Genomic DNA, 26,906 nt, shown 5'->3' with positions numbered 1-26,906 from the left:
CACGGCCATCTTAACGAAATCTTTATGCTATGCTTAATGGATTTAAGCTGTTTTGGCTGGTCTCGGGATAATCTTCCTTATCTTTACAGCAAACACAGCCACTGTCGATACTACCGCGATAAAATCCGCAATGGGCTGTGCCAGAAAAACCCCGGTCATTCCAAGGCCTGTCACCCGGGGGATAATCAAAATCAGTGGAATCAGTAGAATCAGTTTTCGCAGCATGGCCAGAAAGACCGAAACCTTAGCCTGTCCCAACGACAGGAAGGTTTGCTGGCATCCGGTCTGCAATCCCATAATACCAAGGCACATCATAAAAATACGGATCGCCCAGACCGTCAGGCTGGAGAGCTGCGGGTCGGTTGTAAAGATGGCGATGACCACCTCTGGAAAAAATTCCACAATGGCCCAGATTACCATGGACAGCGTAAAGCTGGCCGCAATCATCAAATGGTAGGCCTTGCGCACACGATCGTAGTTTCTGGCTCCATAATTATAGGAAATAATGGGCTGCCCACCCTGGGTCAGTCCCATGAGCGGCATGAGTCCCAGTTGCGAAATACTGCCGATTATGGTCATAGCGCCCACAGCCAGGTCTCCGCCGTAAAACTGAAGCGAGGCATTCAGGGTAATGTTAAGCAGGCTCTCGGTGGACTGCATGATAAAAGGCGATATGCCAAGGGAAATAATCCCCACCACATACTCTTTTTTAAGACGCATTCTGGAAGGCTTAATTTTGATGGTGGTTTTTTTGCCCATCAAAAACCGACAGACCCAGATAGCCGAAACAGCCTGTGAAAGAATGGTTGCCAGTGCGGCGCCCCGGACGCCCATGCCAAACACAAAAATAAAAACCGGATCCAGGATAATATTCAGTACTGCGCCGATAAGTACAGTCAGCATACCGGTTTTCGCAAAGCCCTGTGTATTGATAAAGGAGTTTAAGCCTAAGGTCGCCATCACAAAAATGGTCCCGCACAGATAAATCGTCATATACTGAAGCGCATGCTCAATGGTGTTTTCACTGGCGCCAAAGGCCATGAGCAGCGGCCGCTGGAAGATCAGAAAGAAAGCGGTAAGCACCACTGACAGAATGAGCAGCAGCGTTGCTGCGTTTCCCAGAATCCCCTCAGCGCTGTCCCGGTTCTTTTCTCCAAGATGAATGGCTGCCAGAGGCGCGCCCCCCATTCCAATCATCGCCGCAAAGGCTGTAATCAGCATAATGATCGGAAAAGTAATGCCCACCCCGGTCAGGGCCATAGGCCCAACCCCTTCAATATGGCCGATATACATACGGTCAACAATGTTATAAAGGGCATTGATAACCTGAGCCACAATGGCTGGCAGAGCCAGCTTGAACATCAGCCTGCCTACCGGCATAGTCCCCAGTTCCGTGTTTTTTTCATTGTCCATAATTTAATTTTCTACCTCTTACTATTGAATTTCAAAATCGAAATAAGTGTTGGGATAGGGCTCGTTACTCAAAGTAAAGTGCCACCATTCCTGAAAAAACGGCTCAAAACCGCAGGACAGCATCAGATATTTCAACATCATCCGGTTACGGCTCTGAATTGCCGTAAGATCCGTATAATTACTGTAAGAGCTTTCCTCAAAATAGTCGAAGAAGCCCCCCATGTCCAGTTCCTGTCCATTGCGCATATCCACCACCGTCAAGTCCACTGTGCTGCCCCTTGTATGGGTTGAACGGGCAGCGATAAAGCCTTCGTCAAAAACCTCTGCCCTGGTAAAATCCGGGTAATGGCGGGCCTTGGTTTCGCCGGTTTCCGGCCTGTCCTTCCACCTCAAAAAATGTTCTACAGCTCTCTGAGGCCGGTATCCGTCATACACCCTCAGGCAGTAGCCCTTGGTCATCAGCTTGCTCTGGGCTGCCTTCAACGCATCAGCCGTCTCCCTGGTTACCAGGATAATAGGAGCATTGTAGCCTTCGATCCGTTCGCCGACAAAGTTATCCCCAGAATAATACTTTACATCTGTTTCAATGGTTGGTATATAATCCGCTACATCCACAAAATTGTCTGGACGCACTGTTACGAGTTCATGCATAATTTATTCCTTATTTTTCAGAAGTTTAATGTTTTAAGCACACATCCCACATCGTTTAATTGTACCCGATTTAAAGCATTTTGAAAAGGGGGTTCCTCTATTGTCTTAGATGACTTTATTTCTCTTTTTTACAACGCGCACTAAAAAGGAGCCCTGAAGGACTCCTGAATTTGTTATCATTTTTTAAATTGCGCTTCATCCAGTTCCAGAACCCTGCAGCCATTTGTAAACACCTCGGCCTTTGTCAGTCCGCAGTCTGTCAGATAGCTCAGTTCTTCTCTGGACGCCAGTCCATGTATCACAAGCGACGCGCCGGCGTCACTGCCCAGGGCAATGGTTACGCCAGCCTCGTGGGCCTTTTTCACCTGAAGCTTATGCCCGGTAAAATAGCGCTGTGAAACCTCCCGGTATCGGGAAAGCGGATGGCTTTTATCGCAGCCTGCTATATTGGCAAAAGGCGCCAGTGTCGGTACCCAGACAATATCTTTTTCTTTCATAGCTGCGATGCAGTCTGCATCAATGCAATATCCATGTTCAATGCTGTCTGCCCCGGCTTCGATGGCCATCATAATGCCCTTTGGCGTATTGACATGCACCATCGTCCGCAGTCCGGCGTCATGGGCCCGGTCAATCAGATAGCGGAGCTCCTCATCTGTGAATTCCAGACTGCCAGCCTCTCCAAAATGATCAAAGCTCATAATTCCTGACTGAATAATCTTAATAAAATCAGGCTTACGTTTGAGCAGCTGATCCATTTTTTTACGGCAGGATTCAAAATCGGTAATGGCTTCTCCCAAAAAATCTCCGTAGTGACCTGTTTTATACAGGGCCACCAGCGGTGTTCTGAAGATAATACCAGCATCCTCAGCGATTGGCTTAAAAGCAGTGCCCGCGCCATAAGCGTCACCGCCGTCACGCAGCGCTTTGACATTGTGCTTGCGGTACCGCGCTGCCAGTGACAAAAACCAGCCTTCTCGCTCCGGTGTATCCTCAGACATCAATCCTTTTTTCAGTTTGCCAAAACCACTTAAAGCGCAATGGATATGACAATCAATGACCATTTAAAGAAAAACCTTATTCAGCAATTGCTGCTTCGTATTCAGCTGCATCTACCAAGTCTTCAATACCTTCGTCATCTGTGATCTGAACCTTAACAATCCAGTTTGCATAAGCATCCTCATTAATCGCTTCTGGTTCGTCATCTAAATCCTGATTGGATTCCAGAACCTTAAAAGCGAATGGCGCTTCCAGCGGAGAGGCTTTCTTTCCGGATTCAACAACTGAGAATTCATCCCCACGTTCAAATTCGTCGTCTTCATCTGCAAGCTCTACGAATAAGATATCACCCATTTTATCCTGTGCGAAATCCGTAATACCAATGGTTGCTACATTATCATCAACTGCAATCCAAAGATGTTGTTCCTTATCGTATTTTAATTCCTGTGGTACGTTCATGGTTTTTTCTCCTTAAATATTGTATATTTTGACTTTAATATATCACGATAACGCCATGAGTTCAAGCTAAAAAAGAACTCTCTTTTAAAAAAGGCTCTCTTTTTGAGAGAGCCTCATTTAATTATTTATGAACGGATTTTCCGTGTACGTCGTGCAGTGCTTCCATCAGTGCTTCAGACAGTGACGGATGCGGATGAATAACATCACCCACCTGTTCAGCCGTTAAGCCTAAATGTACTGCCAGACTCAGTTCAGCTAACAGGTCGGTCGCGTGTGGTCCGACAATGGAAGCGCCAACGATCACATCGTTGTTATCCACAATGACCTTTACAAAACCCTGAATTTTACCAATGGCCTGTGCCTTACCTAAAGCTCTGAAATCAAAGGTTCCAAGCTTATATTCGACGCCCTTCTTTTCACAGTCCTTTTCAGTTAAGCCAACGCCGGCAACTTCTGGCTCGGTGTATACGCAGCGCGGTACCGCGGCATAAGCGACATGCTTGTCTGCGCCCATGGCGTTTTCAACAGCGACGATCCCTTCTTTTGAGGCAACGTGCGCCAGCTGAGCTGTCGCAACGATGTCCCCAATGGCATAAACGCCGGGAACGGAGGTTTCCATCTTGTCATTGACAACAATACGACCGCGCTCATCCACTTCAACACCAGCATCCTGTGCACCCAGATTGTCCACAAAACTGCGGCGGCCAATAGCAACCAGCATAATTTCAGCCTCAACGGATTTGCCGTTAGCCAAAGAAGCTTTAACACCATCGTCAGAAACTTCAACTTCAGCCACCCCTACACCGGTGTGTACCTTAATTTTGTCCTTTTTAAACTGACGCAGAAGCTGCTTGGAAACATCCTTGTCTTCATTTGGAAGAATTTGTTCCAGTGCTTCTACAATGGTTACCTTTGTGCCCATGCGGCTCAAGAACTGGCCGATTTCACAGCCGATGACACCGCCGCCAACGATAATAATGGATTCCGGAGCTTTTTCCAGATCCAGCACTTCGTCGGAAGTGATCACCTTTTTCCCGTCATATTTAAACATTCCCGGGCTTACCGGAACAGAACCGGTGGCCAGAATAATTTTATCCGTTTCAACAGTTTCGGTTGAACCATCTTCTTTGGTAACCTCAACGGTATTTTTATCGACGATTTTGCCCGTACCCTTGATCAGGTTTACCTTGTTTTCTTCAAAGAGAAAATGAATCCCTTTGATCAGGCCGTCTTTTACTTTATTTTTACGGTCGACAACCGCTTTGTAGTCAACGCTGACAGTGCCGTCAATGTTAATGCCAAAATCCTTAGCGCTTTCAACAGTTTCCAGAACATCGGAGGCTGCCAGAAAAGCTTTTGTTGGAATACATCCGCGGTTTAAACAGGTACCGCCGACTTCGTCTTTTTCAATACAGGTGACTTCTGCACCCAGTTTTGCAGCCATAATAGCGGCTTCATAGCCACCCGGGCCTGCACCTATTACAGTAATTCTCATCAGTTCACTACTCCTATAAACCAGCTACGTCCAGAATCTTCGGTACGTTTTCTTCTGCGCCGATCGCCATAATGTGAGCACCGTCGCACACGCCCTCTTCCTTCAGCTGCGCTACAAATTCGCCGGCAATTCTAATGCCTTCAGCGGCCTTGTCTTCAGCTTCGGTTAAGCGTTCAATTAAAGCGTCCGGTACAGAGATTCCAGGTACGCTGCGGTTCATGAATTTTGCCATACCGGCAGATTTAAGCGGAATGATACCAGCCAGAACATAGCAGTCCATGTCCTTGGTCAGTTCTTTAAATTCACGCATAACTTCAATGTCAAATACACCCTGTGTCTGGAAGAACTTGGCACCGGCTTTAATTTTATTGCGCATTTTGATCAGCTGTACTTCAATCGGATCAAAAACAGGGGTAACACAAGCGCCCAGGTAGAAATCTGGTGCTCCCTTCAACTCATTACCCGCGAGATCCTGACCGCTCATTAATACTTCAGCAGTCTGAAGAATGGATACAGAATCCATTTCAAATACCGGCTTAGCTTCAGGATTGTCACCTGTGGTGGTGTGGTCACCGGTCAACGCCAGCATATTTTTTACGCCAAAATGACCTGCGGATAACATTTCACCCTGGATGGCGATACGATTGCGGTCACGTCCTGTCATCTGTAAAATTGATTCCAGGCCTTTCTTTTCAAGTTCAACGCACATAGCCAAGGAAGACGCTTTAACGGCAGCAGACTGATAGTCTGTAACATTAACACCCTGCACACGCCCCTTTAACAGGTCTGCAATTTCTAAAATATGGCTGAAATCAGTCCCTTTTGGTGGTGCCATTTCTGCAGTAATCGCAAATTTACCGGCTTCTAATGTCTGTTGTAATAAACTGCTCATCTTATTCACCATCCTTTTCCTGATCTCTTAAATTAATTGTTCTTGGGTAAGCAACTTTTTTATAGCCGCGTAATGGCTGAATTTCTTCAAGTAATTCTTCTTTACCCTGTTCTTTCAATTTTTTATAAATTTCAATCCATGCACAGTCATTTTCAGGAATAACTTCGCATTTGCCGTCTCTGGAGCCACCGCAGGCACCGTTTAATAAGGATTTGCCACAGCGGGTAATCGGGCAGATTGCAGCAGTTCTTCCAAGTACGCAGTCACCGCAGGTTTTACACATTTCTTCAAAGATACCATTGCGGACGGTTTCGCCAACAAACATGGTGTCATTTGCCGGATAGGTTTCTTTTTTAACCCCCTTGGCAACAGTCTGGACTCCATCGCCGCAAGCCATACACAGTACAGCATCTGCGTCGCCCAGCTCGCCTTTGATTTCCTTTAACTCTTTTTTGTTTAAAAGCACATTACAGGAAGTTGTTAAAACCTTGGTTGCCAAGACTTCCTTACCTTCGGCTTCCAGTGCAGCTTTCATGGCTTCAACTTCTTCTTCCCCACCGGTTTTACAAACGGTCGCACATTCAGAACAACCAGTGATGACCACTTTCTTTGCATCCTTTAAATATTCTAATACATCTTCAAAAGATTTTTTTTGAGAAATAATCATTTTTACTTCCTCCGTCTATATTTAATCCGCCCGGGGAGATACTCTCCCGGGCTTAATTCCCATTCCTATAAATTGTTCTGCTGTTTGCAGGCTTTAATGACATGCTGTGCCAGAAGAGCGGTGGTGATCGGGCCAGTTCCTCCGCCGCAGCCAGGCGTAGCAGAGGTGATCATTGCAACCTTATCCAGGCAGTCAACGTGGGCATCACCCGTACGGATCTTTTTGCCTTCTTCGTTTAATACAAATTCGCCGTTTTCATCTTTCATCTGGGACATTGCAACGTCAACCAGAATACAGTCTTCGCTTAACATATCCGGTTTAACCAGGCCATAGATACCAGCAGCTGTAACAACAATATCCGCTTTTTTTGTATAAGACTGTGTGTCTTTTGTGAACACATGACACATGGTCACTGTTGCGAATTCATTGGTCAACATAATTGCCAGCGGTTTTCCAAGAACATTTGAGTTATTGATAATGACAACATCTTTACCCTTAACATCAATTTCATAGTGCTTCAGCAGCTCCATAACGCCTTCTGCTGTACATGGGAAGAAGCCTCTTTCATCCGCAATCATTAATTTACCAAGGTTTGTTGGATTTAAAGCATCCGGGTCTTTTTCCGGGCTTAAGATATATTTGATTTCTTCTTCATCCAGCTGTTCTGGAAGCGGTTTAAAAATCAAAACCGCATGGATATTTTTGTCATCATTAAGCGTTTTTAATTTTGCTACAAAATCAGCCTGTGTTACATCTTCAGGGAATTCTACAGATTCCACTTCAATGCTTGATTTGCCCATTCTGGTAATAATACTCTTTTCATAAGAGATAGACCCTGGGTCTGCGCCAACACGCATAATTGCCAGTTTAGGCTGAACGCCTCCGGCAATCAGGGATTTTGCATCCTCCAGAACCTTTGCTAACATGGACTCACTTACTTCTTTACCACTTAATAATTTTGCTGCCATAATTTTCTCCTGAATTTATTTTTTAAATTTTAGTTTTAAGACAACTGTTTTTCCACTTCGGCATAAACAGTGTCGCAAATTGCAATACCATCTTCCAGCATAGGCTTCAGCTCATTTTCAACAAAAGCCACGTAGTCTCTGTCCTTCATGGTCTTGATGTTGATTAAAACATTCAGCCAGCCGCTGATCATTGCTGCGCGCAGGCATTGTACCCCAACGCCAACGTCAGAAATAGCCAAAGCGGAACCCTTGTGGACAAGTTCTTCGTGAAGCTTGATGCTCTTATAGCATACACGAACAATCTCAATGGGTACGCCGCAGGCTACCTTTGTACATTCTTCCATTACTTCTGCCTTATGTGCCTTTTGCTCTTCCGTTTCTGTCGGAAGGCTGTAGGCCTTGGCCAGAGGCGCGAAATTTTCGGCATCCTGATCAATCATCGCCATCAGCTGATCCTGTAATGCCTGTGCTTCGCCAAGAATTCTCTGGATATCTTCTTCATATTCAGCATATTTTTTCTTACCGGTGGTCAGATTGCCGACCATTCCTGCCAATGCTGTACCAATGGCGCCTACCAGTGCCGCTGCACCGCCGCCTCCCGGAACAGCACTTTTACTGTAAAGTACTTCGACAAATTCTGTACATTTTTTGTCTGCGATTCCCATAGTGTTTCCTCTCAAAATTTTTGTTCTTTATTAAGGTTCACATTTTTCATGAAAAAATTTTTGTCTGAAAATGCGAATGGGGAGGAGTCGAACCCCTCCCCCAGACTGCCAATGTAGCGAAAGCAGTCAAATTTTTTATTTAATTTTGTATTTCAGTTTTCTAGAACAGGCCAGAGATTACGCCGTTTTCATCAACATCAATACGTTCTGCTGCCGGCTCTTTTGGTAACCCTGGCATTTTCATAATTTCACCGGTTAAGCATACAATAAAGCCTGCACCTGCGGAAATGCTTGCCTGACGAACAGTGATTCTGAAACCAGTCGGACGGCCAAGCTTAGTCTGATCATCCGTTAAGGAGTACTGTGTCTTAGCCATACATACCGGAACTTTGTCAAAGCCCAGTTTGGTTAATTTTGCAATTTCAGCATCCGCTTCCGGAGTATAGTCTACACCGTCAGCGCCATAAATCTTAGTAGCAATGGCATTGATCTTATCTTTGATGCTCATGTCATCTTCATAAGAGAACTGGAAGCTGTTTTCGCCTTCTTCGCAGAGACGAATAACTTCGTTGGCAACTGCGATACCGCCTTCGCCGCCTTTTGCCCATACTTCGGACAGCGCAACGTTAACGCCAAGTTCTCTACATTTGTCTTCTACTAATTTTAATTCTGCTTCGGTATCTAATGGGAAGCGGTTGATCGCAACAACTGCAGGTAATTTGTAAACCTGAGTAATGTTTTCAACATGCTTCAATAAATTTGGAAGACCTGCTTCCAAAGCTTCTAAGTTTTCGTTGTTTAATTCGTCCTTTGGAACTCCACCGTTGTATTTCAGCGCTCTTACAGTTGCGACGATAATAACGGCGTCTGGTTTCAAACCAGCCATACGGCATTTGATGTCCAGGAATTTTTCTGCGCCTAAGTCTGCACCGAAACCAGCTTCTGTTACAACATAATCAGAAGCAAAATGCATTGCCATCTTAGTAGCGATTACAGAGTTACAGCCATGAGCGATGTTTGCAAATGGTCCACCATGTACAAAAGAGGGTGTTCCTTCCAGCGTCTGTACCAGATTTGGTTTCAAAGCATCTTTTAATAAAGCAGCCATTGCACCGTTAGCTTTTAACTGACCAGCGGTAACCGGTTCATCATCGTAAGTATAGCCAACAATGATACGACCCATTCTATTTTTCAGGTCAACAATGTCACTTGCCAAACAGAAAGCTGCCATAATTTCAGACGCAACAGTAATGTCAAAACCATCCTGACGAACTGCACCGTCACCTTTTTTACCAAGACCATCGACGATGTTACGCAACTGACGGTCATTCATATCAACGCAACGTCTCCATGTAATTCTCTTAGGATCAATGTTTAATTCATTTCCCTGATGAATGTGATTATCAAGCATTGCAGCTAAAAGGTTGTTTGCTGCACCAATCGCATGGAAATCGCCTGTGAAATGCAGGTTAATGTCTTCCATCGGAACAACCTGAGCATAACCGCCGCCAGCGGCGCCGCCTTTAACACCAAAAACTGGTCCTAAGGAAGGTTCTCTTAAAGCAACGAGTGTGTTTTTGCCCAATTTAGAAAGAGCATCTGCAACGCCAATTGTTGTTGTCGTTTTCCCCTCACCAGCAGGAGTCGGATTAATTGCAGTTGTTAAGATTAGTCTTGCTTTCTTTCCGGTTTCCCGTTTTAACAAATTATAATCGACTTTAGCTTTATATTTACCATATAATTCTAAGTCATCCTCTGTTAAACCCAACTTGGCAGCAATCTCACGAATGTCTTGTGGTTTAGCTTCCTGTGCAATTTCGATGTCTGATTTGAAACCCATTTTTAAATCCTCCAATACTTTGATAAATTTTTAACATTTCTTACTTCATATTCTAAAGCATTTTACGAAAAAAATCAAATACAAAGTAAGATAAATTTTCTTTTTTTTAAGGCTGTTTAGCGTTTACACTTGTATATTCCTGTATTACCTGTATATGCTTATATATACAAATTTGTTACAAAACATGTTAATTTTCATATATTTACATAAATTTTTAACACTGTATATTCATGTACTTATATGTAAATAGTTGTATATACAGATTTGGCTAAAAAAAGATTTTTTCGACTAACCATATTTAAAATACGCTTAATCTCATTTCCATATTCACATTTCCGTCAGTGCCTCTCACCATTTCCCTTAGTTATGAAGACTTGACGTTTACAATCTGCCCGCCGATTATGTCTGGGTACTATTATATATAATATGCCACTTCTTGCTTATGGTTAAATCATACCACGTAAAAAAAAGCTTGTCAATGCTTTTATGGCAATATTTTAAAATAAATCGCCGTTAGATTGATAGATAAATATCAAACAAACTTATCGTAAAAATTTCATGAAAACGATTTTGAAAGAAAAAAATTAAAAGAGACAAATCGACAAATCACAGCCCGCCAATGTTGTCTCTCTTAACTAAGAAATGTTATATACTTAAAATTCATCAAGTATCAGCACAATTAAAAGTAGGATGGGCTAAAGATTATTTCGCCTGAACTGGTCCAATCTTGCCCTGTCTGAAAGCTTTGCTGTATTTTCTGCAAAGTCTGTCATTTCCTAATAAAGCGTCTGTTGCGAAAATTGCGCCCATCATGTCGCGGCTTGTCGGATCCATAACAGCAGAGTCCATACCCACGAACATAGATAAGGTCATAAAATTCTGATTCATTAATTTTCTGGCTGGCAAGCCGAAAGAAATGTTACTTAAGCCTGAGGTAATATGAATGTCAGGATAAATTTCTCTGATTCCTTCGATTTCTGCTTTGAAGTTTAAGAAAGAATGGTTTTCTGTTGATAAAGCCATTACACAAGGGTCAATATGAATTCTGTTTGGTGTCAGATTATGCTTTTTAGCTTCTTCAACCATCATTTTAGTTAATTCAACTTTCTTTTCAACAGTATTTGGAATACCGGCATTGTCACAGGTCATGGCAACCAGTTCCCATGCTGGATCTGCATCGTCAAACAATGGTAAAAGAACGTCCATTTTGTTACCTTCGCCGGAAACAGAGTTTACCAGACCTGGTTTTTTACATAATGGGAAAACAGCTTTCAAAATTTCAGGGTCCGGGCTGTCAATACACAGTGGTGTTTCAACGGCTTCCTGTACAATGTCCATCATCCATTTTAAGGATTCCAGTTCAATTTCAGGAGCTGTACCAGCACATACGTCAATGTAGGTAGCACCGGCTTCTGCCTGAGCAATTGCTCTGTCTCTAATGAATGCTTCGTCTTTTTCTTCAATGGCTTTTTTAACCACTGGAATCGCACCGTTCAGTTTTTCTCCAATAATAATCATCATAATCCTCCTCTGACAGCGTTTACTTCGCCGCTACTCAAATAAATGTACATACAAGTCTTACCTGTATATACAGATATATCATATACATAGGGTACCACGTTCAGAAACCGTTGTCAATATTTTTTCACAAATTGTTTAAAAATTTACCCTTTCTTCCTGAACCCCTGATTTTTCTTATTGCAAATTTAAGGAATCTGTATTGTAAAATCAGCTATGAAAGCGTATAATTAAAACGATTAAAGATGATGTTTACCTGTATATACATAATTTTCAATATTAATAAAGGAGATTTATCATGCGCGTATTGTTCCCATTACTTGAGGAAGAAATAGAAGTGTCTCAGGACAGTTTGATTTCTGATGTCTGTTCTTCCATTGGTCTGCCCTTAAACCTTGTGTGCGGCGGAAAGGGACGCTGTAAAAAATGCCTGGTTAACATTAAGGAAAATGGAGAAATGAAAGAGGTATTGGCCTGCCAGTATTCTGTTTCTGACGGGATGGAGATTTATGCTTCCCGTGAGCAGGCTGCCAGCCAGATCCTTGAAACCTCATCCAACAGCGACCTGCCTTTTGATCCAACTGTAAAATGCTATTCATTAAATTATACCGATCTTGTTACGCCTATGTGTACCTATGATCTGGATGTTTTGCGCAAGCTCATACCGCAAACTCTTGACACGCCGGACTATTCTGTTTTAAAGCATTTTTCAGAGGTTTACTTTCTGGAAGGTTATGAAAAGCTGCATGTTATCGTCTCCGGCAACAGGATCATTGATTTTATCCCTTCTAATGAAACGGAAAAACCCATTTATGGCATTGCCTTTGACATTGGCACCACCTCTGTTGTCGGTTACCTCTATGATATAACAAGCGGATGCCTGTTAAACCAGCATTCCATGCTTAACAAACAGATTGCTTTTGGGGGAGATGTTATCAGCCGCATTGACTATGCCGGCGAATCGCCGGAAAGCCTGCATAAAATCTACGAAGCCATCATGGAAACTCTGGCTGAGATTATCACTCAGGTATGCAAAAAAGCGTCGGTGGATACGAACGATATTTATCAGACTGTTTATTGTGGAAACAGCACCATGGCCCACTTGTTTCTGGAACTCAATCCAAAGCATCTTGGCCTGGCACCATTCCTCGGGTTCTGCAAGGATGCCATATCCCTCAAAGGTATGGACACACCGCTTCCGATTAACCCTAAGGGTACGGTTACCTTTATGCCACTGCTCGGAGGTTTCGTAGGGGCAGATACCACAGCGGTTCTTTTGGGCCTGCCACGCGATAAAAAAATGCGGCTAATGATTGACCTTGGTACAAATGGTGAAATCGCCGTCGGAAACTGTGACAAGTTCTATGTCGCTTCCACCGCATGCGGACCGGCTCTTGAGGGCGCAGGCCTGACTATGGGAATGCGCGGTACTACAGGAGCCATTGAAAAGGTTGGCTGTGAAAATGGCAAAATCACTTATTCTGTCATCGGTAAAACAGCTCCTCAGGGCTTCTGCGGCTCTGGCATTGTTGACGCCATCGCCATGCTGTTTCGTGAGGGACTCATCGCCAAACGGGGCAACTTCATTAAAGGTGATGCTTTAGATGCCCACCCTATGAAAAATCGCTTTGGCGTGGATGAAAATAATCAGCGGTATTTTAAAATTGTAACTGCCAGTGAGCATCCTGAAGGCAAAGACATCATTATCACACAAAAGGACGTCCGCGCTGTCCAGCTCGCAAAAGCTGCCATTTACACGGGCTGTTGCCTGCTCTCTGAAAATTACGGTATCAAAGGCAGTGATCTTGAAGAAATTGTCATTGCCGGCGCCTTCGGAAACTACATTGACGTTCATAATGCACAATTTATTGGATTACTGCCAAAAATCGAAGGTGTTCCTGTACGTTCCATCGGCAACGGGGCAGGCACTGGGGCACAGTTGTATCTGCTGTCAAAGAAAGAGGCTGATATCTGTAATGCTATCCCGACCATCACCACCCATATTGAGCTGGCAACAGACCCCAAATTTGTCGAGACCTATATGATGAATACCATGTTCGGGGATAATGTGATGATTTAATTCTGAACACAAAAAGACGAAGCTGAACACGCTTCGTCTTTTTATTTTCAATCCAGTTTTCTTTTCCCGGCAGCTTCTGCAATCCCCTCAATAATTTCATCAATGCCTTTCTGGTAGTCTTCCAATGTTTCCTTCCAGTGCATCATACATTCCAACCCGGCGGGTGTGATGGAAAAGACCCTTTTTCCCATGTTCTCATTGTCTGCAATGTCGATATGCGAAACGATAAGCCCCTGCTGTTCCATATTTTTAAGGGTTCTGTAAAGACCGGAGGCATCCGGTTTTTTATCCTTCCACAGATAAGTGCCAGCCAGCTTTGATAAAATGCTGTAGCCATGGTCGTCCTGTTCTGAAAGAATGGTCAGGATCACAGGCTGTATAAAACGGGTCAGGGTTCCGCCTTTACAGGCGCACACTCTTTTAATACTCTTCATTCGATTCCTCCATTATTGGATTAAGTCTTATGCTCGCTAATAAAAGTATACGTCATTTTTAATTTTTTGTAAAGATCCACATAATCAAAAAGCCCCGTTGATCACGGGGCATCTGTAAAATCAATCAATGGCTTTATTATCCATAATATAGGATGCTACTGCATCTGTCGTAATAACCAATGTCTGTGTATACTGGTTTTCCAATTGTTTTTCTCTTAGTTCCTGTTTGTCAATTTTTGATATCGTCAATTTTTGTTCAGGCAGCATACTGACACCGGTCAGGCTGCTGAGCCTTCCCATCTCTCTAAAGAACAGGAAACCAAAAAGACTAAACATAATGATTGCTACCAAAGCCAGTGTTACGTAAAACGGACGTGTCTTTCTTGCGGGTTTCGTTTCCATTAAAATGCCCCCCTTTCAATCATTAAGATATATATCCAAAATGACCGTTTTTATTCACAGAGGGTATTTATCTATTCTCCTGACAGAGTATTTGCCAGACGGGCAAAATCTTCTCCCGTCAGCGTTTCACCCCGTACACCCGGAGCTATTCCACATTTTTCCAGAGCATTCAGCAGGCGCTCTTTCGAATAATCGGTGTTCATTTGCAGACCGTTGATCAATGTTTTTCTGCGGTTTAAAAACGAAGCCTTTACGATCTGGAAAAAAAGCTTTTTATCAGACACCCGGATTGCCGGCTCTGCCCTTTTTTTCAGCGTAACCACAATAGAATCAACTTTTGGCCTCGGCATGAACACCGCCGCAGGCACATAAAAGCTGATTTCTGTTTCGGCATAAAACTGCGCTGCAATGGTCAGCGAGCCGTAAGCCTTTGTCCCAGGCTCTGCACAAAGCCGTTCCCCTACTTCTTTCTGGATCATAAAAGTCATCTGCTCAATGGGCAGTTCTGATTCCAGAAACCCCATAATAATGGGGGTTGTGACATAGTAAGGCAAATTCGCAACAATTTTTAAAGGATTCTTCTGCAAATTTGTCCGGAGGAGCCCGGGAATATCTGTTTTTAAAATATCTCCCTGAATAATCTCAACATTATTACAGTCCTCCAGGGTTTCGGCTAAAACGGGAATTAATTTTTTATCTATTTCCACAGAATAGACTTTTCCGGCAGCTTCAGCCAGCACCTGAGTCATGGTTCCGATTCCCGGCCCTATCTCCAATACTGTATCATTTTTATGCACATTGCCGGCTTCTACAATTTTTCGCACGATATTTTCATCAATCAAAAAATTTTGTCCATAGCGCTTGTTAAAATGCAGGTCGTATTTATTTAAGATCCCTTCAATTACCTTCGGGGAGGTCAGTTTCTCCATGTGTTTCTCTTTCCAGCCAGGCCAGGAGCCTGTCTTTCTTATTTTCTTCGGGATATTCATAAACTCTTTTCAGAAGCCTGGTCAGACTTTCCTTAATCGCTTCTCCCTGATAGCCCCTGTCTGTCAGGTCTTTTCCATTAACGGCCAGCTCTCTTAAGGTCATGGGCTCTCGGTTTGCAGCAATCCGACGGTACACCCGTTGATTCTGTTCGGCTGCTCGTTTAATTGAAGGATCGCCATCCCAATAAGCCAGTCCATCCTGAAAAGCCAGAAAATCCTCCGCATTTTCCATTCCGATATCGGCCAGGGCTTCTTTAAAGGTAACACTATCCTGGCTATCCGCTACGACATGGTGGCAAAAGCCATAGGCCAGCTGCTTTTCTTTGTTGGAATAACGCATTTCTCTGAGAAAGACTCTCCGCTCTTCCGGAAACATGTTTAGCAGAAATGCCGCCAGCCTGAGCGGCAGCTTTTTGGGCAGATAACCCATAATTTCAAAACCATCGATAAGATAGTCCTCACACCGCTTCCAATACTCCGGAACCATACGGTTTAGCAGATCGCCCAAAAGTTCTGTTTTTATGAGGAGATATCCGCCCCACGCTACTTTCTCACATAACATGATTCGGGTAAGCTCTCCGCGTATCCGCTCAATGCTGACGCCAGCCGTATCCGGATTATCCCGGATAGCGCTGCGGGTCCGCTCATCCAGCTCCATACGCTTTTCGGCCGCAAGGCGGATACAGCGCCATTTTCTCAGGCGGTCTTCCTCAAAGCGCTTTTTAGGATCGCCAATGCAGCGGACCATACCATTTCTGATGTCCTCAAGCCCACCGACATAGTCGAAAACACAGCCGCGCTCATCCATTAACAGGCCATTAATGGTAAAGTCACGGCGGCTGACATCTTCTCTTACATCATCGGTAAACAGCACCTCATCGGGATGGCGGCCGTCAGCGTAGCTGGCTTCTTTACGAAAGGTGGTAATTTCATAAACTTTTTTGTCCATAATAACGCCAATGGTTCCAAAGTGTTTACCGACGGTGACGGTATGCTCAAACCAGCTTTCTACCTCATCTGGCAGGGCATCGGTCGTGAAATCATAATCGCTCGGGGCTTTGCCCAGAAGCATGTCACGGACAGCTCCTCCCACAATAAAAAGCTGCTTATGATGTTTTCTGAAAACTTGAAATAAGGTTTCGATTGCTTTTTCCATTACATTTTATTCTTTACAATGGTCAGGATATCCGTGGTATGATCCACCATGTAAGTGGGGTTGCAGCGTTCCAGGGCTTTGGGCGTGTTATAACCCCATTTTACTGCCACCACGTCCACACCTGCCCGGAGGCAGGATTCGATATCTCTGGTTTCATCGCCAACGTAAAGCAGTTCCTCCTTCTTAAGATCATATTTCTTAAGAACTTTTTTTATTTTCTTTTCCTTTGATAAAAGCGCTGAGCACATAATAAAATCAATATCGTCCTCCAACCGGTAATGCCTTAAAAAGGACTGGACGGTTTTTTCGATGTTGGAAGTCAGTATCCCGCGGTATTCAGTAATCTGGGTAAGGTCGTCCATAAAGGTTTTTATTTCCGGATAAAATGCCCGTATGTCTTCCATTGTTGCCCGCATTCTCTTCTGCCCCTCGCTGAGGACTCTGGGCAGTTTATAGAAAGGGATATCCACAATTTCCATGATTTCCTTTATATGCAAATTTTTTATATGCTGCAGCTCTTCTTTTGTGATTTTTCGATATTTGTACTTTTCAGCCATATCGTTGTATATGTTAAAGGTTTTTTCCTCTGTATCGGCCAAAGTACCGTCAAAATCAAAAACCACACATTTATAAGCCATTCTGTTCTCCTTATGTTTATCTGGCCTTTTCTACCTCATTTTTTGTAGTTCTTCCTGTACATCATTTTATCATCGACCATTTTTCTTCTGAGCTTTTCATCAAAAAAGTAATAGTCGATGGAGGTATCCAGCCGGGCGCAGTTCATAGCCGCGTCGGCAAAGCGCTGAAGATCCTCTTTATTCTGCGCGTTTTCCGGATATTTTGCTATGCCAATCTGTCCGCCTATAGTAAAGGTCATTCCCTCCACAACGCAAGGCTCGTTGAGGCATTCGATGATTTCTATACAAATCGGTTCAATCTTTTCTCTGGCATTACGGTTTGGCAGAAAGAGCACCACCAGGTCATCGCTGTGGCGGGCCAGAAGACCATAATGGCCTACACGATCACTCAGCTGCTCACATACCTGCTTAACGACCTGATCCCCAACCTCATAGCCATACAGATCATTGATTTCGTGGTAGTTGGTCAGCGATATATTGAGCAGTGCCATATGCTTACCAGGCTTTCCGGCATTTTTGGCAAAATAGCGGCTGAGAACCTGACGCAGCTTAAGCCGGCTCGCAAGACCGGTGATGGGTTCATGGTAGGCCAGGTATTCAAACTTATTGCGGTATTCCACACCTTCCGACACATCCAGTCCAACACTGACGCAAACACGCCGGTTATCGAAATAGGGCAGTTCTCTTGTATTCCAGTAGATCCAGCGGATTCTGCCTTCCTTGTCACGGAGATCAAGGGGCTTTCGATAATTTCTGTCTTTGTTGGTGCGGCGCTGGGCGACATGGCCAAAGATCGCTTCTGCCGGCTGTCCGATAAGAACTTCTCTTGACTGACCTGTCAGCTCTTCAATGAAGGGGTTCACCTCCAGAATATTGTTGTTTTCATCTGTCGTTAATACCAGCATGTCGGAGTTATCCACAACAGCCTTTGAAAACTGGTTCTGAAAATCCAGATTATCCCTGAGTTCCTTTTCCTCTGTAATATTCTGAACGATCCCAATGGTGGAAAGGTGCTCATTTTTGCTGGAAAATGTATGCCGGATCCGGATGAGCACATCCACAACTTCATTTTTAGTCGTGATAATGCGGTGATGGATATCCACCGTCTCCTGATTCTGGAAAGCGTCCAAAAACGCCTTGGTTACACGCTCCTGATCAGCCGGATGAACCATTTTAAACAGAATATCCAGATTCGGCTTAACCGTATTAATTTCATAGCCCAAAATATGATAGAGCTCTCTGGACCAGACAATTTCCTTGCTCTGGTGGTTTAACTCCCAGTAGCCCATGCGGGCAATGTGCTCGATCTCTACCAGTTTACTTGCCTGCTCTTCAATATAAGCTTCTCGTTCCTGAAGGTTTTTTTCATCTCTGGCTACAATGCCATAGTACACCTTCTCACTGAAGACAAAACGATGGATTTCTACTGAAAAAGGGATGACGGAACGGTCTGGCATATAATATTTTACCGGAAGTGTATAGGTACTTCCCAAATCAAAATTGAGCCGCATATTCGATTTATGTTCTTCATAGTCAAAATCTGTATGAAACCGCTGATAGTTCTTGCCGACAATCTTATCAGCCGAACGGCCATAATATTCCTCCAGCTTTTTGTTGACGCGCAGGATTTTGCCGCTTTCATCCAGAAGGATAACGCAATCTGATACCATATTGAGCATGGTCCTGATCAGGTCTACATCCAGACGGTACTGTTCCTTTTGTTCAAGGTTTTCCTTTTTTAAACGGTAATTATAATAGAAAAAGGCAGTTACAATCAAGGCAATGATCAACAGCCAAAGGCTGATGTTGCCAATCAGGTTGAATATTAAAAATGTATCCATAAAATCTTCCTCGATTTTCTGTACTCATGCGCCAGTCCAAACTCTCTTTATCTATTTTGCACCATCATTCACTATTTTTCAATATAAAACTGAGTTGCCTTAGGGATTTTATGATAAAATAATAATATCCTGAGTATACCATACTCAAAAAAGATTAAATTTTCCTAAGAATATTGACCTTTTATAAAATAAATGTTATTATATCACCACATCACTTTATTGCGCTACCGCAATAAATCACCGGAGGAAAGCAATGCTCGAAAATTACACGATTGATGGCTTTGAAAATATCCAGTATCAGGGCTATCCCGCACTGCAGAAAATAGAAAATAACCTGGGGCAGCTTTTTGAGCTGTACGGTTATCATCCCATATCAACACCGACCTTTGAGGCCTATGACCTGTACGCTGCCGAGGATTCCATCGCCAGCGATGACCTTTTTAAACTTGTCAACCATCAGGGGAAGGTACTTGCCCTTAAGCCTGACGCCACTCTGGCTGTCACCCGCATGGCTGCCATTAATCACCACGATCCCGATGAAATAATCAAATTTTCATATTTAACCAATATTTACCGCAGTTTCGCATCACCGGAAAGCGTTAAAAAGGAAATGACTCAGATGGGCGTTGAGTATTTTGGGAATAACAGCCCCGAGTGCGATGGTGAGATCATCGCACTGGCCATTGAATCCCTTTTATCAAACGGCATCGAGGACGTCCATATTGACCTCGGACACGTTGGCTTTATCAATCACCTGATGGATGAGCTGGCCTTCAGTGTTAAGGAAAAAACGCAGCTGTTTAAATATATCGAAAATAAAAACATCGGCGATATTGGTGAATTTTTAAACCGTAAAAATCTCGATGCTAAAGTCGCAGCTATTATTTTAAAATTACCCAAACTTTATGGAGAACCACAGCAGGTTTTCAAAAAAATGGAAGCGCTCTGCATAAACGACGCCATGAGACGTGTTGTGGATAAGCTAAAGGCCATTTACCATCATCTGGAGGTTACGGGCTACGCAAAATATATCTCCTTTGATTTAGGCTTCACCAATCAGATGAACTATTATTCCGACCTTATTTTTAAGGGCTATATTAACAACTGGGGCGAACCCGTGATCAACGGCGGCCGTTACAACCATTTATCTGAAAAGTTCGGAATTTCCCGTCCTGCCTGCGGCTTTGGGATCGACCTGCTGAAAATGATGGAATATATGGAGCAGTACCATCTTCTGCCTCAATCTGAAAAGCGGAAAACCATCATTCTTTATGCTCCAGAAGACAAATGTGAAGGGTATAAAACCGCAGGCATCCTGCGTCAAAAGGGGCAGCCCACTGAGCTGTTTGTCTTAAAGACCACTCCTGAGGAATGCGCAGCAGCCCTTGCACAGAACGCGCTCTACCAGAATGCCCATTATTATCTGATCCGTGACCAGAAGAACTACCATTTTACAAAAAAGGGCTTCCAAGCCATTGACAGCATTGTCGAAGCAGAGGTGAATTAAGATGCAGATACGTTTAGCTTTAGCCAAGGGCCGGGTAGCCAGAAAAGCCATCGAGCTCTTACAGAAAATCGGATATATTTTTGAAGATTATGACGAAAAAAGCCGGAAGCTCATTTTTCAGGATACCACTGGTGCCATTGAGTTCTTTCTGGTAAAATCTCCCGACGTTCCAACCTATGTGGAAAAAGGAGCGGCGGACATTGGCATTGTCGGCCGGGATGTTTTAATGGAGCACCCAGCCAATGTCTATGAGCTTTTAAACCTGGATATCGGCCAGTGCAAAATGTGCGTCGCCGGCTTTAAGGATTCCAAGCCCCAGTTCGGTAAAAAACTGGTGGTGGGAACAAAGTATCCAGCCATCGCCAAAGATTATTTTAACAGCAAGGACGAGCCTGTGGACCTGATTAAAATCAACGGTTCTGTGGAGCTGGCTCCTCTTTTAGGCCTGTCAGACTGTATTGTGGATATTGTGGAAAGCGGCAGTACCTTGCGAGAAAACGGCCTGGTGGTGCTGGAGGAAATCTGCGATATCAGCTCACGGCTCATTGTCAACAAGGTCAGCCTTAAAACCAAAGGCGCCATGATTGACCCGATTATTGAAAGATTTGAAGCTAACCTTTCGATCAATTAAGGAGAATCCCATGAAAACTTACACATACAAAGAAAGCATTAACAAGCTCGACACACTTCTCAAGCGCGATGAGGGCGAGAATCAGGAAATCCGCCGCCGTGTTCTGGAAATCATCGACACCGTCAAATCCCAGGGCGATGCAGCGCTTATAAACTATACTGAAAAATTTGACGGCTGCCGTCTGGATACCCTGCGTGTGACCAACGCTGAAATCCAGGAGGCTTTTGACCTTGCAGGACGGGAGATGGCCGCTGTCATTGAGGAAGCCGCAGGCAACATCCGCGCTTTTCACGAAAAGCAAAAAGAGGAAACCTGGATGTATAATCCCGGTCCGGGCATTACCCTTGGGCAGCACATTACGCCTCTGGAGAGAGTTGGCCTCTATGTGCCCGGCGGTAAGGCCGCGTATCCCTCCACGGTGCTTATGGACAGCATCCCAGCCCTTGTCGCCGGTGTAGATTCCCTGGTCATGGTAACCCCACCGGGAAAAGACGGAAAGATCAACCCAAATATTCTGGCCGCTGCCAAAATTGCAGGCGTTCATGAAATTTACAAGGCAGGCGGCGCACAGGCGGTCGCCGCACTGGCCTACGGCACTGAGAGCATCGCCCCCGTCAACAAAATTGTCGGCCCTGGCAATATCTATGTGGCTACCGCCAAGAAAGAGGTCTTTGGCAAAGTCGCCATTGATATGATCGCAGGGCCCAGCGAGGTATTGATCCTGGCCGATGGAACCGCCAATCCTGTTTACGCCGCCGCTGATCTGCTTTCTCAGGCTGAGCACGATGAAATGGCCATGCCGATTCTGGTCACTACCGACGCCGATTTTGGGGGAAAAGTTATCACTGAGGTTTACCGCCAGATTGAAGCTGACCTGGGGCGCAAGGAAATTGCCCGAAAATCGGTGGATAATTACGGCTTTGTCTTTGTGGCAGAAAACCTGGAGCAGGCTTTTGAACTCTCCAACGCCATCGCGCCTGAACATATGGAAATTCTTCTTCCCGAGCCAATGCAGTATCTGGAACGCGTCCGCAACGCCGGCGCTATTTTCCTCGGAAGTTATACCCCAGAGCCGCTGGGAGATTATTTTGCAGGACCAAACCATACGCTGCCGACCTCTGGCACCGCCAAATTCTCTTCACCGCTTGGTGTTTACGACTTTATGAAAAAATCCAGCATTCTCTCCTATTCCGAGGATGCTCTGGAAAAGGTTTATACAAAGATCGCTGCCTTTGCCCGCTCCGAAGGGCTTGACGCCCATGCAAAATCCGTGGAGCGCCGCTATGAAAATAAGTAAAGGAGTCCGCCATGAAAAACTTTGCGCGTAAATGTGTTAAAGACCTCGAAGCCTATAAGGTCGAGGCCCCGCAGTATGACATTATCCTCAATGCCAACGAGAACCCCTGGGATTTTCCTGAAGCGCTGAAAAAAGAGCTCTGCGACGAGATCATGAAAGCACCGCTGAACCGTTATCCGGAGGCCTGCTTTCCTGAGCTTCTGGCTGAGCTTTCAAACTATACCGGTGTACCCGCAGACCAGATCATCTGCGGCTCTGGCTCAGACGAGCTTATCGCCATGATCAATCAGTCCTTTATGAATCCCGGTGACACAGCCGTCACCCACACACCGTCCTTTGCCATGTACCAGATCTGGACAGCCATCGCGGATGGCCAGTTTGTAGGCGTACCCGATAAAGACGGACACATCCCCGATGTGGAGGGCATGATCTCCGCCGCAAAGGTAAATGACGCCAAGCTCATCTACCTCTGTAACCCCAACAACCCCACCGGCTACCTGTTCCCACGCTATGACATTGTCCAAATTCTTGAGGAAACCAATGCTCTGGTTATCCTGGATGAAGCCTATATGGAATTTAAGGGCAGCACACATGTGGATCTGATTGAAAATTATCCAAACCTTCTGGTTTTAAGAACACTCTCCAAAGCCTTTGGTATGGCAGGCATCCGCTGTGGTTACTGTCTTGGGAACAAAGCGCTTATCGACGTGATGTACAAGGTTAAATCGCCCTATAATCTCAACGTACTCACCCAGAAAGCAGCTGTCATCGCTCTTAAAAACCGTGAAAAGCTTCTTGACCGACTGAAAACCTTGAATGCTGAACGCCATAAAATGTACAAGGCCTTGCGGGATATGCCCCTGGATTCGCTTTATCCTACCGCTTCCAATTTCATTTACTTTGAAACCGGCAAAGGCGAAGCAATCTATGAAGCCATGAAGGAAAACGGCATCCTCATCAAATTTTTTAAAGGAAACGAAGCGATGTCTGCCAGTATCCGGCTGTCCATTGGCACCCCTGAGGAAAACCGGAAAGTACTTGAAATATTGAAAAAGGTATTATAAGATGGAAAGAAAAATCACATTGACAAGAAAAACCTTTGAAACCGACATTGAGCTGAGCCTGAACCTTGACGGCAACGGCCAGTGCAACGTCTCCACCGGTGTTGGCTTTTTTGATCACATGATGACCCTGTTCACCAAGCACGGCCGCTTTGATCTGACCCTGAAAGCAACAGGCGATGCTACCGATAACCACCATGTGCTGGAGGATATCGGCATTCTTCTCGGCAAGGCTTTTGCCGAAGCCCTTGGCGATAAAGCCGGCATCACCCGCTATGCTTTCCAGTTTACCCCGATGGATGAGGCCCTTTGCCGTATCTGTATTGACATCAGCGGACGGTCTTATCTGGTTTACGACGTTCCACTGACGAGAGAATATATCGGGGAATTTGAAACCGAAATGCTGGAAGAGTTTTTCATCGCATTTACAAACAACAGCAAAATGACCATCCACGTAGCCTCTCTTTATGGACGCAACAACCACCATATTGTGGAAGGGATTTTTAAATGCTTTGGCCGTACCCTGAAACAGGCTGTCACCATTGACCCCAACGTTAAGGGTGTGCCCAGCACAAAAGGAGTTTTGGAATGATCGCAATCATTGATTATGACGTAGGCAATTTAAAAAATGTCTACACTGCATTAAAGGATGTGGATCTGGAAGGCGTGATCACCCGTGACCCAAAGGTCGTGGACAACGCCGAAGCCATTATTCTTCCCGGGGTCGGTGCTTTCAGCGACGCCATGGAGCATCTCAGACAGTTTGACCTTATCGACTGCCTGGACAAAAACGTGCAGTCCGGAAAAACCCTCATGGGTATCTGTCTGGGTATGCAGGTTCTGTTTGATAAAAGCACTGAGGATGGCGAGTGGACAGGTCTCGGCTATATTCCCGGGGACATTGTCAAATTTGATGCGCCGGGGTTAAAAATCCCACATATGGGCTGGAATAACCTCATCATCAACCGCGATGATCCTCTGGTGAAGGACATCGGCGGAGAGGATTACGTTTATTTTGTCCATTCCTATTACGCACAGCCAAAAAGCTTTGACGATGTTGTCGCCTATGCCGACTATTCTGTTAAGGTACCTGGCATTGTCCGGAAAGAGAACGTCATCGGCATGCAGTTTCACCCTGAAAAAAGCTCGAGGGTCGGAACTCAATTACTTATGAATTTTAAGGAGAATCTCAAATGATCATATTCCCCGCCATCGATATTAAAAACGGAAAATGTGTCCGCCTGAAGCAGGGGGTTAAGGACGATGAAACCATTTATTTCGACAACCCTGTGGAGGTCGCTAAGCGCTGGGAATCCGAAGGCGCTGAATATCTGCATCTCGTAGACCTTGACGGCGCCTTTGACGGAAAGCCCCAGAATCTGGAGGTTGTCAAGGATATTGTCAAAGCGCTCGACATCCCGGTTGAACTGGGCGGCGGTATCCGCGACGAAGAAATTGCAAAAATGTATGTGGATATCGGCGTCAGCCGCATTATCATCGGCACACAGGCAGTAAAGGATCTTGGCTTTATCGAAAAGCTTCTGGCCCTGTATGATGAAAAGGTCTGTGTCTCCATTGACGCCAAAGACGGCATTGTCTGTACAGAGGGCTGGGTGGAAAGCAGCAATATTGAAGCACTGGAGCTTGCGGCAAAGCTGGAGCGCCTCGGCCTGTCCACTCTGGTGTACACCGATATTTCAAAAGACGGCATGATGAGCGGCCCTAATTTTGACATGTTAAATGTCCTCAACCTGCATCTGAACATGGATATTATCGCCTCTGGCGGCATCGCCTCTGCTGATCATCTCAAAAAACTGGAGGAAATGAACCTTTACGGCGCCATTACCGGCAAAGCCCTGTATGAGGGCACCATTGATCTGGCCGCTTATCTCAAAGGAGAATGCTAAAATGCTGACCAAACGTATTATTCCCTGCCTGGACGTGGACCATGGGCGGGTCGTCAAGGGAAAGAAATTTAAGGATATACAGGATGTGGCGGACCCGGTAGAGCTGGGGCGCTATTACTCTGAGCAGGGTGCAGATGAGCTGGTTTTCTATGATATTACCGCCTCCTACGAGGAGCGCGATATCTTTATCAATATCGTGGAGAAGGTGGCTGAGGCGATTCGAATTCCCTTTACCATCGGCGGCGGCATCAGCCGGGTGGAGGATTTCCGCAAGGTTCTCATGGCCGGGGCTGACAAGGTTTCGGTCAATTCCTCCGCGGTTAAAAATCCCCAGCTGATCCGCGACGCTGCCCTTAAATTCGGCAACCAGTGCGTGGTGCTCTCCATCGACGCCAAGCGCAATGACAGCGGCTCCTGGGATGTCTATGTAAAAGGCGGCCGTGAAAACACTGGCATTGACGCCATCGAATGGGCCAAACGCGGCCAGGAGCTGGGCGCAGGTGAAATCTGCATCAACTCCATTGACACCGACGGTGTTAAGCGCGGTTATGACCTCGAGCTCAACCGTAAACTGTCTGAAATTCTGACGATTCCCGTTATTGCCTCCGGCGGCGCGGGAGAAAAGGCCCACTTTTCAGAGGTTTTAAAGGCAGGAGCCGACGCCGCCTTAGCCGCATCTGTCTTCCATTATAAAGAAATACCAATCCCAGAGCTAAAGACCTATTTGGCCGGCGAAGGGATTGCGGTGAGAAAATAAAATTTAGGAGAAACGAAATGAACAATGACATCGAACTAAAATTCAACCACCATGGCCTGATCCCGGCAGTCCTTCAGGACTATTACACCCGTCAGGTACTCATGGTGGCTTATATGAACAGGGAAGCCCTGGACAAAACACTGGAAACCGGCAAAGCCACCTTCTGGAGCCGCAGCCGCAAAGAATTGTGGACAAAGGGCGAGACATCTGGCAACTACCAGGAAGTCGTCGCCATCGACTATGACTGCGACGCAGATACCCTGCTGGTTCAGGTGCTCCCAAAGGGCCCTGCCTGCCACACAGGCGAAACTTCCTGCTTCTACCGTAATCTGTACACCAATGAAGAAAAAGCCACTGGAAACGTGGATATCATCCATAAACTGGCCGATCAGGTACAGGACCGCCGGGAAAACCCTGTGGAAGGCTCCTACACCAACTACCTCTTCCGGGAAGGCGTTGACAAAATCTGTAAAAAAATCGGTGAAGAATCCGCTGAAACCATCATCGCTGCCAAAAACGATTCAAAGGAAGAGCTCACCTACGAGGCTTCTGACCTGCTTTATCATCTGACTGTGCTCTTAAATAACCAGGGCGTGACCTTTGATGATTTATTCGCCGAACTGACTAAGCGTCATAAATAAG

27 protein-coding genes are annotated in these 26,906 nt (G+C 45.2%); 10 read left to right on the top strand and 17 right to left on the bottom strand.

Features of this window, described 5'->3' with window-relative positions:
* Positions 1–42: 42 nt before the first annotated feature.
* The 11 genes from FYJ53_RS00910 to FYJ53_RS00860 form a co-directional block, all read right to left on the bottom strand.
* Positions 43–1,413: an MATE family efflux transporter gene (locus FYJ53_RS00910; RefSeq protein WP_013378720.1), complete on the bottom strand. Its 1,371-nt coding sequence runs from the start codon at positions 1,411–1,413 to the stop codon at positions 43–45.
* A 21-nt stretch (positions 1,414–1,434) separates the two neighbouring features.
* Positions 1,435–2,064: a M15 family metallopeptidase gene (locus FYJ53_RS00905; RefSeq protein WP_090414040.1), complete on the bottom strand. Its 630-nt coding sequence runs from the start codon at positions 2,062–2,064 to the stop codon at positions 1,435–1,437.
* Between the two features lie 176 nt (positions 2,065–2,240).
* Positions 2,241–3,125 (bottom strand): amidohydrolase family protein, encoded by an 885-nt coding sequence (locus FYJ53_RS00900; RefSeq protein ID WP_013378718.1) that lies wholly within the window; start codon positions 3,123–3,125, stop codon positions 2,241–2,243.
* Positions 3,126–3,138: 13 nt separating this feature from the next.
* Positions 3,139–3,519 carry a glycine cleavage system protein GcvH gene (gcvH, locus tag FYJ53_RS00895; protein WP_013378717.1) on the bottom strand — a complete coding sequence of 127 codons (381 nt, stop codon included), beginning with the start codon at positions 3,517–3,519 and terminating at the stop codon, positions 3,139–3,141.
* Positions 3,520–3,640: 121 nt separating this feature from the next.
* Positions 3,641–5,014, bottom strand: a complete 1,374-nt coding sequence (gene lpdA / locus FYJ53_RS00890) for a dihydrolipoyl dehydrogenase (protein ID WP_148429070.1) — start codon at positions 5,012–5,014, stop codon at positions 3,641–3,643.
* A gap of 13 nt (positions 5,015–5,027) precedes the next feature.
* Positions 5,028–5,906 (bottom strand): methylenetetrahydrofolate reductase, encoded by an 879-nt coding sequence (locus FYJ53_RS00885; RefSeq protein WP_041689994.1) that lies wholly within the window; start codon positions 5,904–5,906, stop codon positions 5,028–5,030.
* Between the two features lies 1 nt (position 5,907).
* Positions 5,908–6,573: a methylenetetrahydrofolate reductase C-terminal domain-containing protein gene (locus tag FYJ53_RS00880; RefSeq protein ID WP_013378714.1), complete on the bottom strand. Its 666-nt coding sequence runs from the start codon at positions 6,571–6,573 to the stop codon at positions 5,908–5,910.
* 65 nt (positions 6,574–6,638) lie between these two features.
* The gene (locus FYJ53_RS00875) at positions 6,639–7,541 is read right to left on the bottom strand and encodes a bifunctional 5,10-methylenetetrahydrofolate dehydrogenase/5,10-methenyltetrahydrofolate cyclohydrolase (RefSeq protein ID WP_148429068.1); all 903 of its coding nucleotides are present in this window, start codon (positions 7,539–7,541) and stop codon (positions 6,639–6,641) included.
* A 35-nt stretch (positions 7,542–7,576) separates the two neighbouring features.
* The gene (locus tag FYJ53_RS00870) at positions 7,577–8,206 is read right to left on the bottom strand and encodes a cyclodeaminase/cyclohydrolase family protein (protein ID WP_148429066.1); all 630 of its coding nucleotides are present in this window, start codon (positions 8,204–8,206) and stop codon (positions 7,577–7,579) included.
* Between the two features lie 160 nt (positions 8,207–8,366).
* Complete coding sequence (locus tag FYJ53_RS00865; protein WP_090414046.1) at positions 8,367–10,046, bottom strand: formate--tetrahydrofolate ligase; 1,680 nt, start codon at positions 10,044–10,046, stop codon at positions 8,367–8,369.
* Between the two features lie 702 nt (positions 10,047–10,748).
* Positions 10,749–11,564, bottom strand: a complete 816-nt coding sequence (locus tag FYJ53_RS00860) for a methyltetrahydrofolate cobalamin methyltransferase (protein WP_013378710.1) — start codon at positions 11,562–11,564, stop codon at positions 10,749–10,751.
* Between the two features lie 298 nt (positions 11,565–11,862).
* On the opposite strand from FYJ53_RS00860, the gene FYJ53_RS00855 reads away from it, so the two are divergent.
* Positions 11,863–13,644 carry an ASKHA domain-containing protein gene (locus FYJ53_RS00855; RefSeq protein WP_148429064.1) on the top strand — a complete coding sequence of 594 codons (1,782 nt, stop codon included), beginning with the start codon at positions 11,863–11,865 and terminating at the stop codon, positions 13,642–13,644.
* Between the two features lie 47 nt (positions 13,645–13,691).
* Here the strand turns inward: FYJ53_RS00855 and FYJ53_RS00850 are convergent, their stop codons facing one another.
* The 6 genes from FYJ53_RS00850 to FYJ53_RS00825 form a co-directional block, all read right to left on the bottom strand.
* Positions 13,692–14,078, bottom strand: a complete 387-nt coding sequence (locus FYJ53_RS00850) for a PadR family transcriptional regulator (protein ID WP_013378708.1) — start codon at positions 14,076–14,078, stop codon at positions 13,692–13,694.
* Positions 14,079–14,198: 120 nt separating this feature from the next.
* Positions 14,199–14,480, bottom strand: coding sequence for a hypothetical protein (locus tag FYJ53_RS00845; RefSeq protein ID WP_013378707.1), 282 nt, complete (start codon positions 14,478–14,480; stop codon positions 14,199–14,201).
* Positions 14,481–14,551: 71 nt separating this feature from the next.
* Positions 14,552–15,409, bottom strand: coding sequence for a 16S rRNA (adenine(1518)-N(6)/adenine(1519)-N(6))-dimethyltransferase RsmA (gene rsmA / locus FYJ53_RS00840; RefSeq protein WP_148429062.1), 858 nt, complete (start codon positions 15,407–15,409; stop codon positions 14,552–14,554).
* The gene (locus tag FYJ53_RS00835) at positions 15,378–16,625 is read right to left on the bottom strand and encodes a CCA tRNA nucleotidyltransferase (RefSeq protein ID WP_148429060.1); all 1,248 of its coding nucleotides are present in this window, start codon (positions 16,623–16,625) and stop codon (positions 15,378–15,380) included. The genes rsmA and FYJ53_RS00835 overlap by 32 nt, the downstream gene beginning before the upstream one ends.
* A complete protein-coding gene (locus FYJ53_RS00830; protein ID WP_013378704.1) occupies positions 16,625–17,263 on the bottom strand; it encodes an HAD-IA family hydrolase in 639 nt (212 codons plus the stop codon). Before FYJ53_RS00830 ends, FYJ53_RS00835 begins: the two co-directional genes overlap by 1 nt.
* Before the next feature lie 35 nt (positions 17,264–17,298).
* The gene (locus tag FYJ53_RS00825) at positions 17,299–19,104 is read right to left on the bottom strand and encodes a PAS domain S-box protein (RefSeq protein WP_148429058.1); all 1,806 of its coding nucleotides are present in this window, start codon (positions 19,102–19,104) and stop codon (positions 17,299–17,301) included.
* A 253-nt stretch (positions 19,105–19,357) separates the two neighbouring features.
* Here FYJ53_RS00825 and hisZ point away from each other — a divergent pair, with 253 nt between their 5' ends.
* Genes hisZ through hisIE form a run of 9 tightly spaced genes read left to right on the top strand, consistent with a single transcriptional unit; the run spans position 19,358 to position 26,905 of the window.
* Positions 19,358–20,611: an ATP phosphoribosyltransferase regulatory subunit gene (hisZ, locus tag FYJ53_RS00820; protein ID WP_148429056.1), complete on the top strand. Its 1,254-nt coding sequence runs from the start codon at positions 19,358–19,360 to the stop codon at positions 20,609–20,611.
* A 1-nt stretch (position 20,612) separates the two neighbouring features.
* Positions 20,613–21,242: an ATP phosphoribosyltransferase gene (gene hisG / locus FYJ53_RS00815; protein ID WP_013378701.1), complete on the top strand. Its 630-nt coding sequence runs from the start codon at positions 20,613–20,615 to the stop codon at positions 21,240–21,242.
* A 10-nt stretch (positions 21,243–21,252) separates the two neighbouring features.
* A complete protein-coding gene (hisD, locus tag FYJ53_RS00810; RefSeq protein WP_154556889.1) occupies positions 21,253–22,539 on the top strand; it encodes a histidinol dehydrogenase in 1,287 nt (428 codons plus the stop codon).
* A gap of 11 nt (positions 22,540–22,550) precedes the next feature.
* Entirely contained in the window at positions 22,551–23,603 is a 1,053-nt protein-coding gene (gene hisC, locus FYJ53_RS00805) for a histidinol-phosphate transaminase (RefSeq protein WP_148429054.1), read from the top strand.
* A gap of 1 nt (position 23,604) precedes the next feature.
* A complete protein-coding gene (gene hisB / locus FYJ53_RS00800) occupies positions 23,605–24,192 on the top strand; it encodes an imidazoleglycerol-phosphate dehydratase HisB (protein WP_148429052.1) in 588 nt (195 codons plus the stop codon).
* Positions 24,189–24,797, top strand: a complete 609-nt coding sequence (hisH, locus tag FYJ53_RS00795; protein ID WP_148429050.1) for an imidazole glycerol phosphate synthase subunit HisH — start codon at positions 24,189–24,191, stop codon at positions 24,795–24,797. Before hisB ends, hisH begins: the two co-directional genes overlap by 4 nt.
* Positions 24,794–25,507: a 1-(5-phosphoribosyl)-5-[(5-phosphoribosylamino)methylideneamino]imidazole-4-carboxamide isomerase gene (gene hisA, locus FYJ53_RS00790; protein WP_090414057.1), complete on the top strand. Its 714-nt coding sequence runs from the start codon at positions 24,794–24,796 to the stop codon at positions 25,505–25,507. Before hisH ends, hisA begins: the two co-directional genes overlap by 4 nt.
* 1 nt (position 25,508) lies before the next feature.
* Positions 25,509–26,264: an imidazole glycerol phosphate synthase subunit HisF gene (gene hisF / locus FYJ53_RS00785; RefSeq protein ID WP_148429048.1), complete on the top strand. Its 756-nt coding sequence runs from the start codon at positions 25,509–25,511 to the stop codon at positions 26,262–26,264.
* Between the two features lie 17 nt (positions 26,265–26,281).
* Positions 26,282–26,905 (top strand): bifunctional phosphoribosyl-AMP cyclohydrolase/phosphoribosyl-ATP diphosphatase HisIE, encoded by a 624-nt coding sequence (hisIE, locus tag FYJ53_RS00780; RefSeq protein ID WP_148429046.1) that lies wholly within the window; start codon positions 26,282–26,284, stop codon positions 26,903–26,905.
* Position 26,906 lies beyond the last annotated feature (1 nt).

The organism is Eubacterium sp. BL-380-WT-2B, assembly GCF_009696115.1.
In the GTDB taxonomy this organism is placed as follows: Bacteria; Bacillota; Clostridia; order Eubacteriales; family Eubacteriaceae; genus Eubacterium; species Eubacterium callanderi.
Note: the sequence above shows the minus strand (reverse complement) of the source record. Positions and strands in the feature narration are given on the sequence as shown.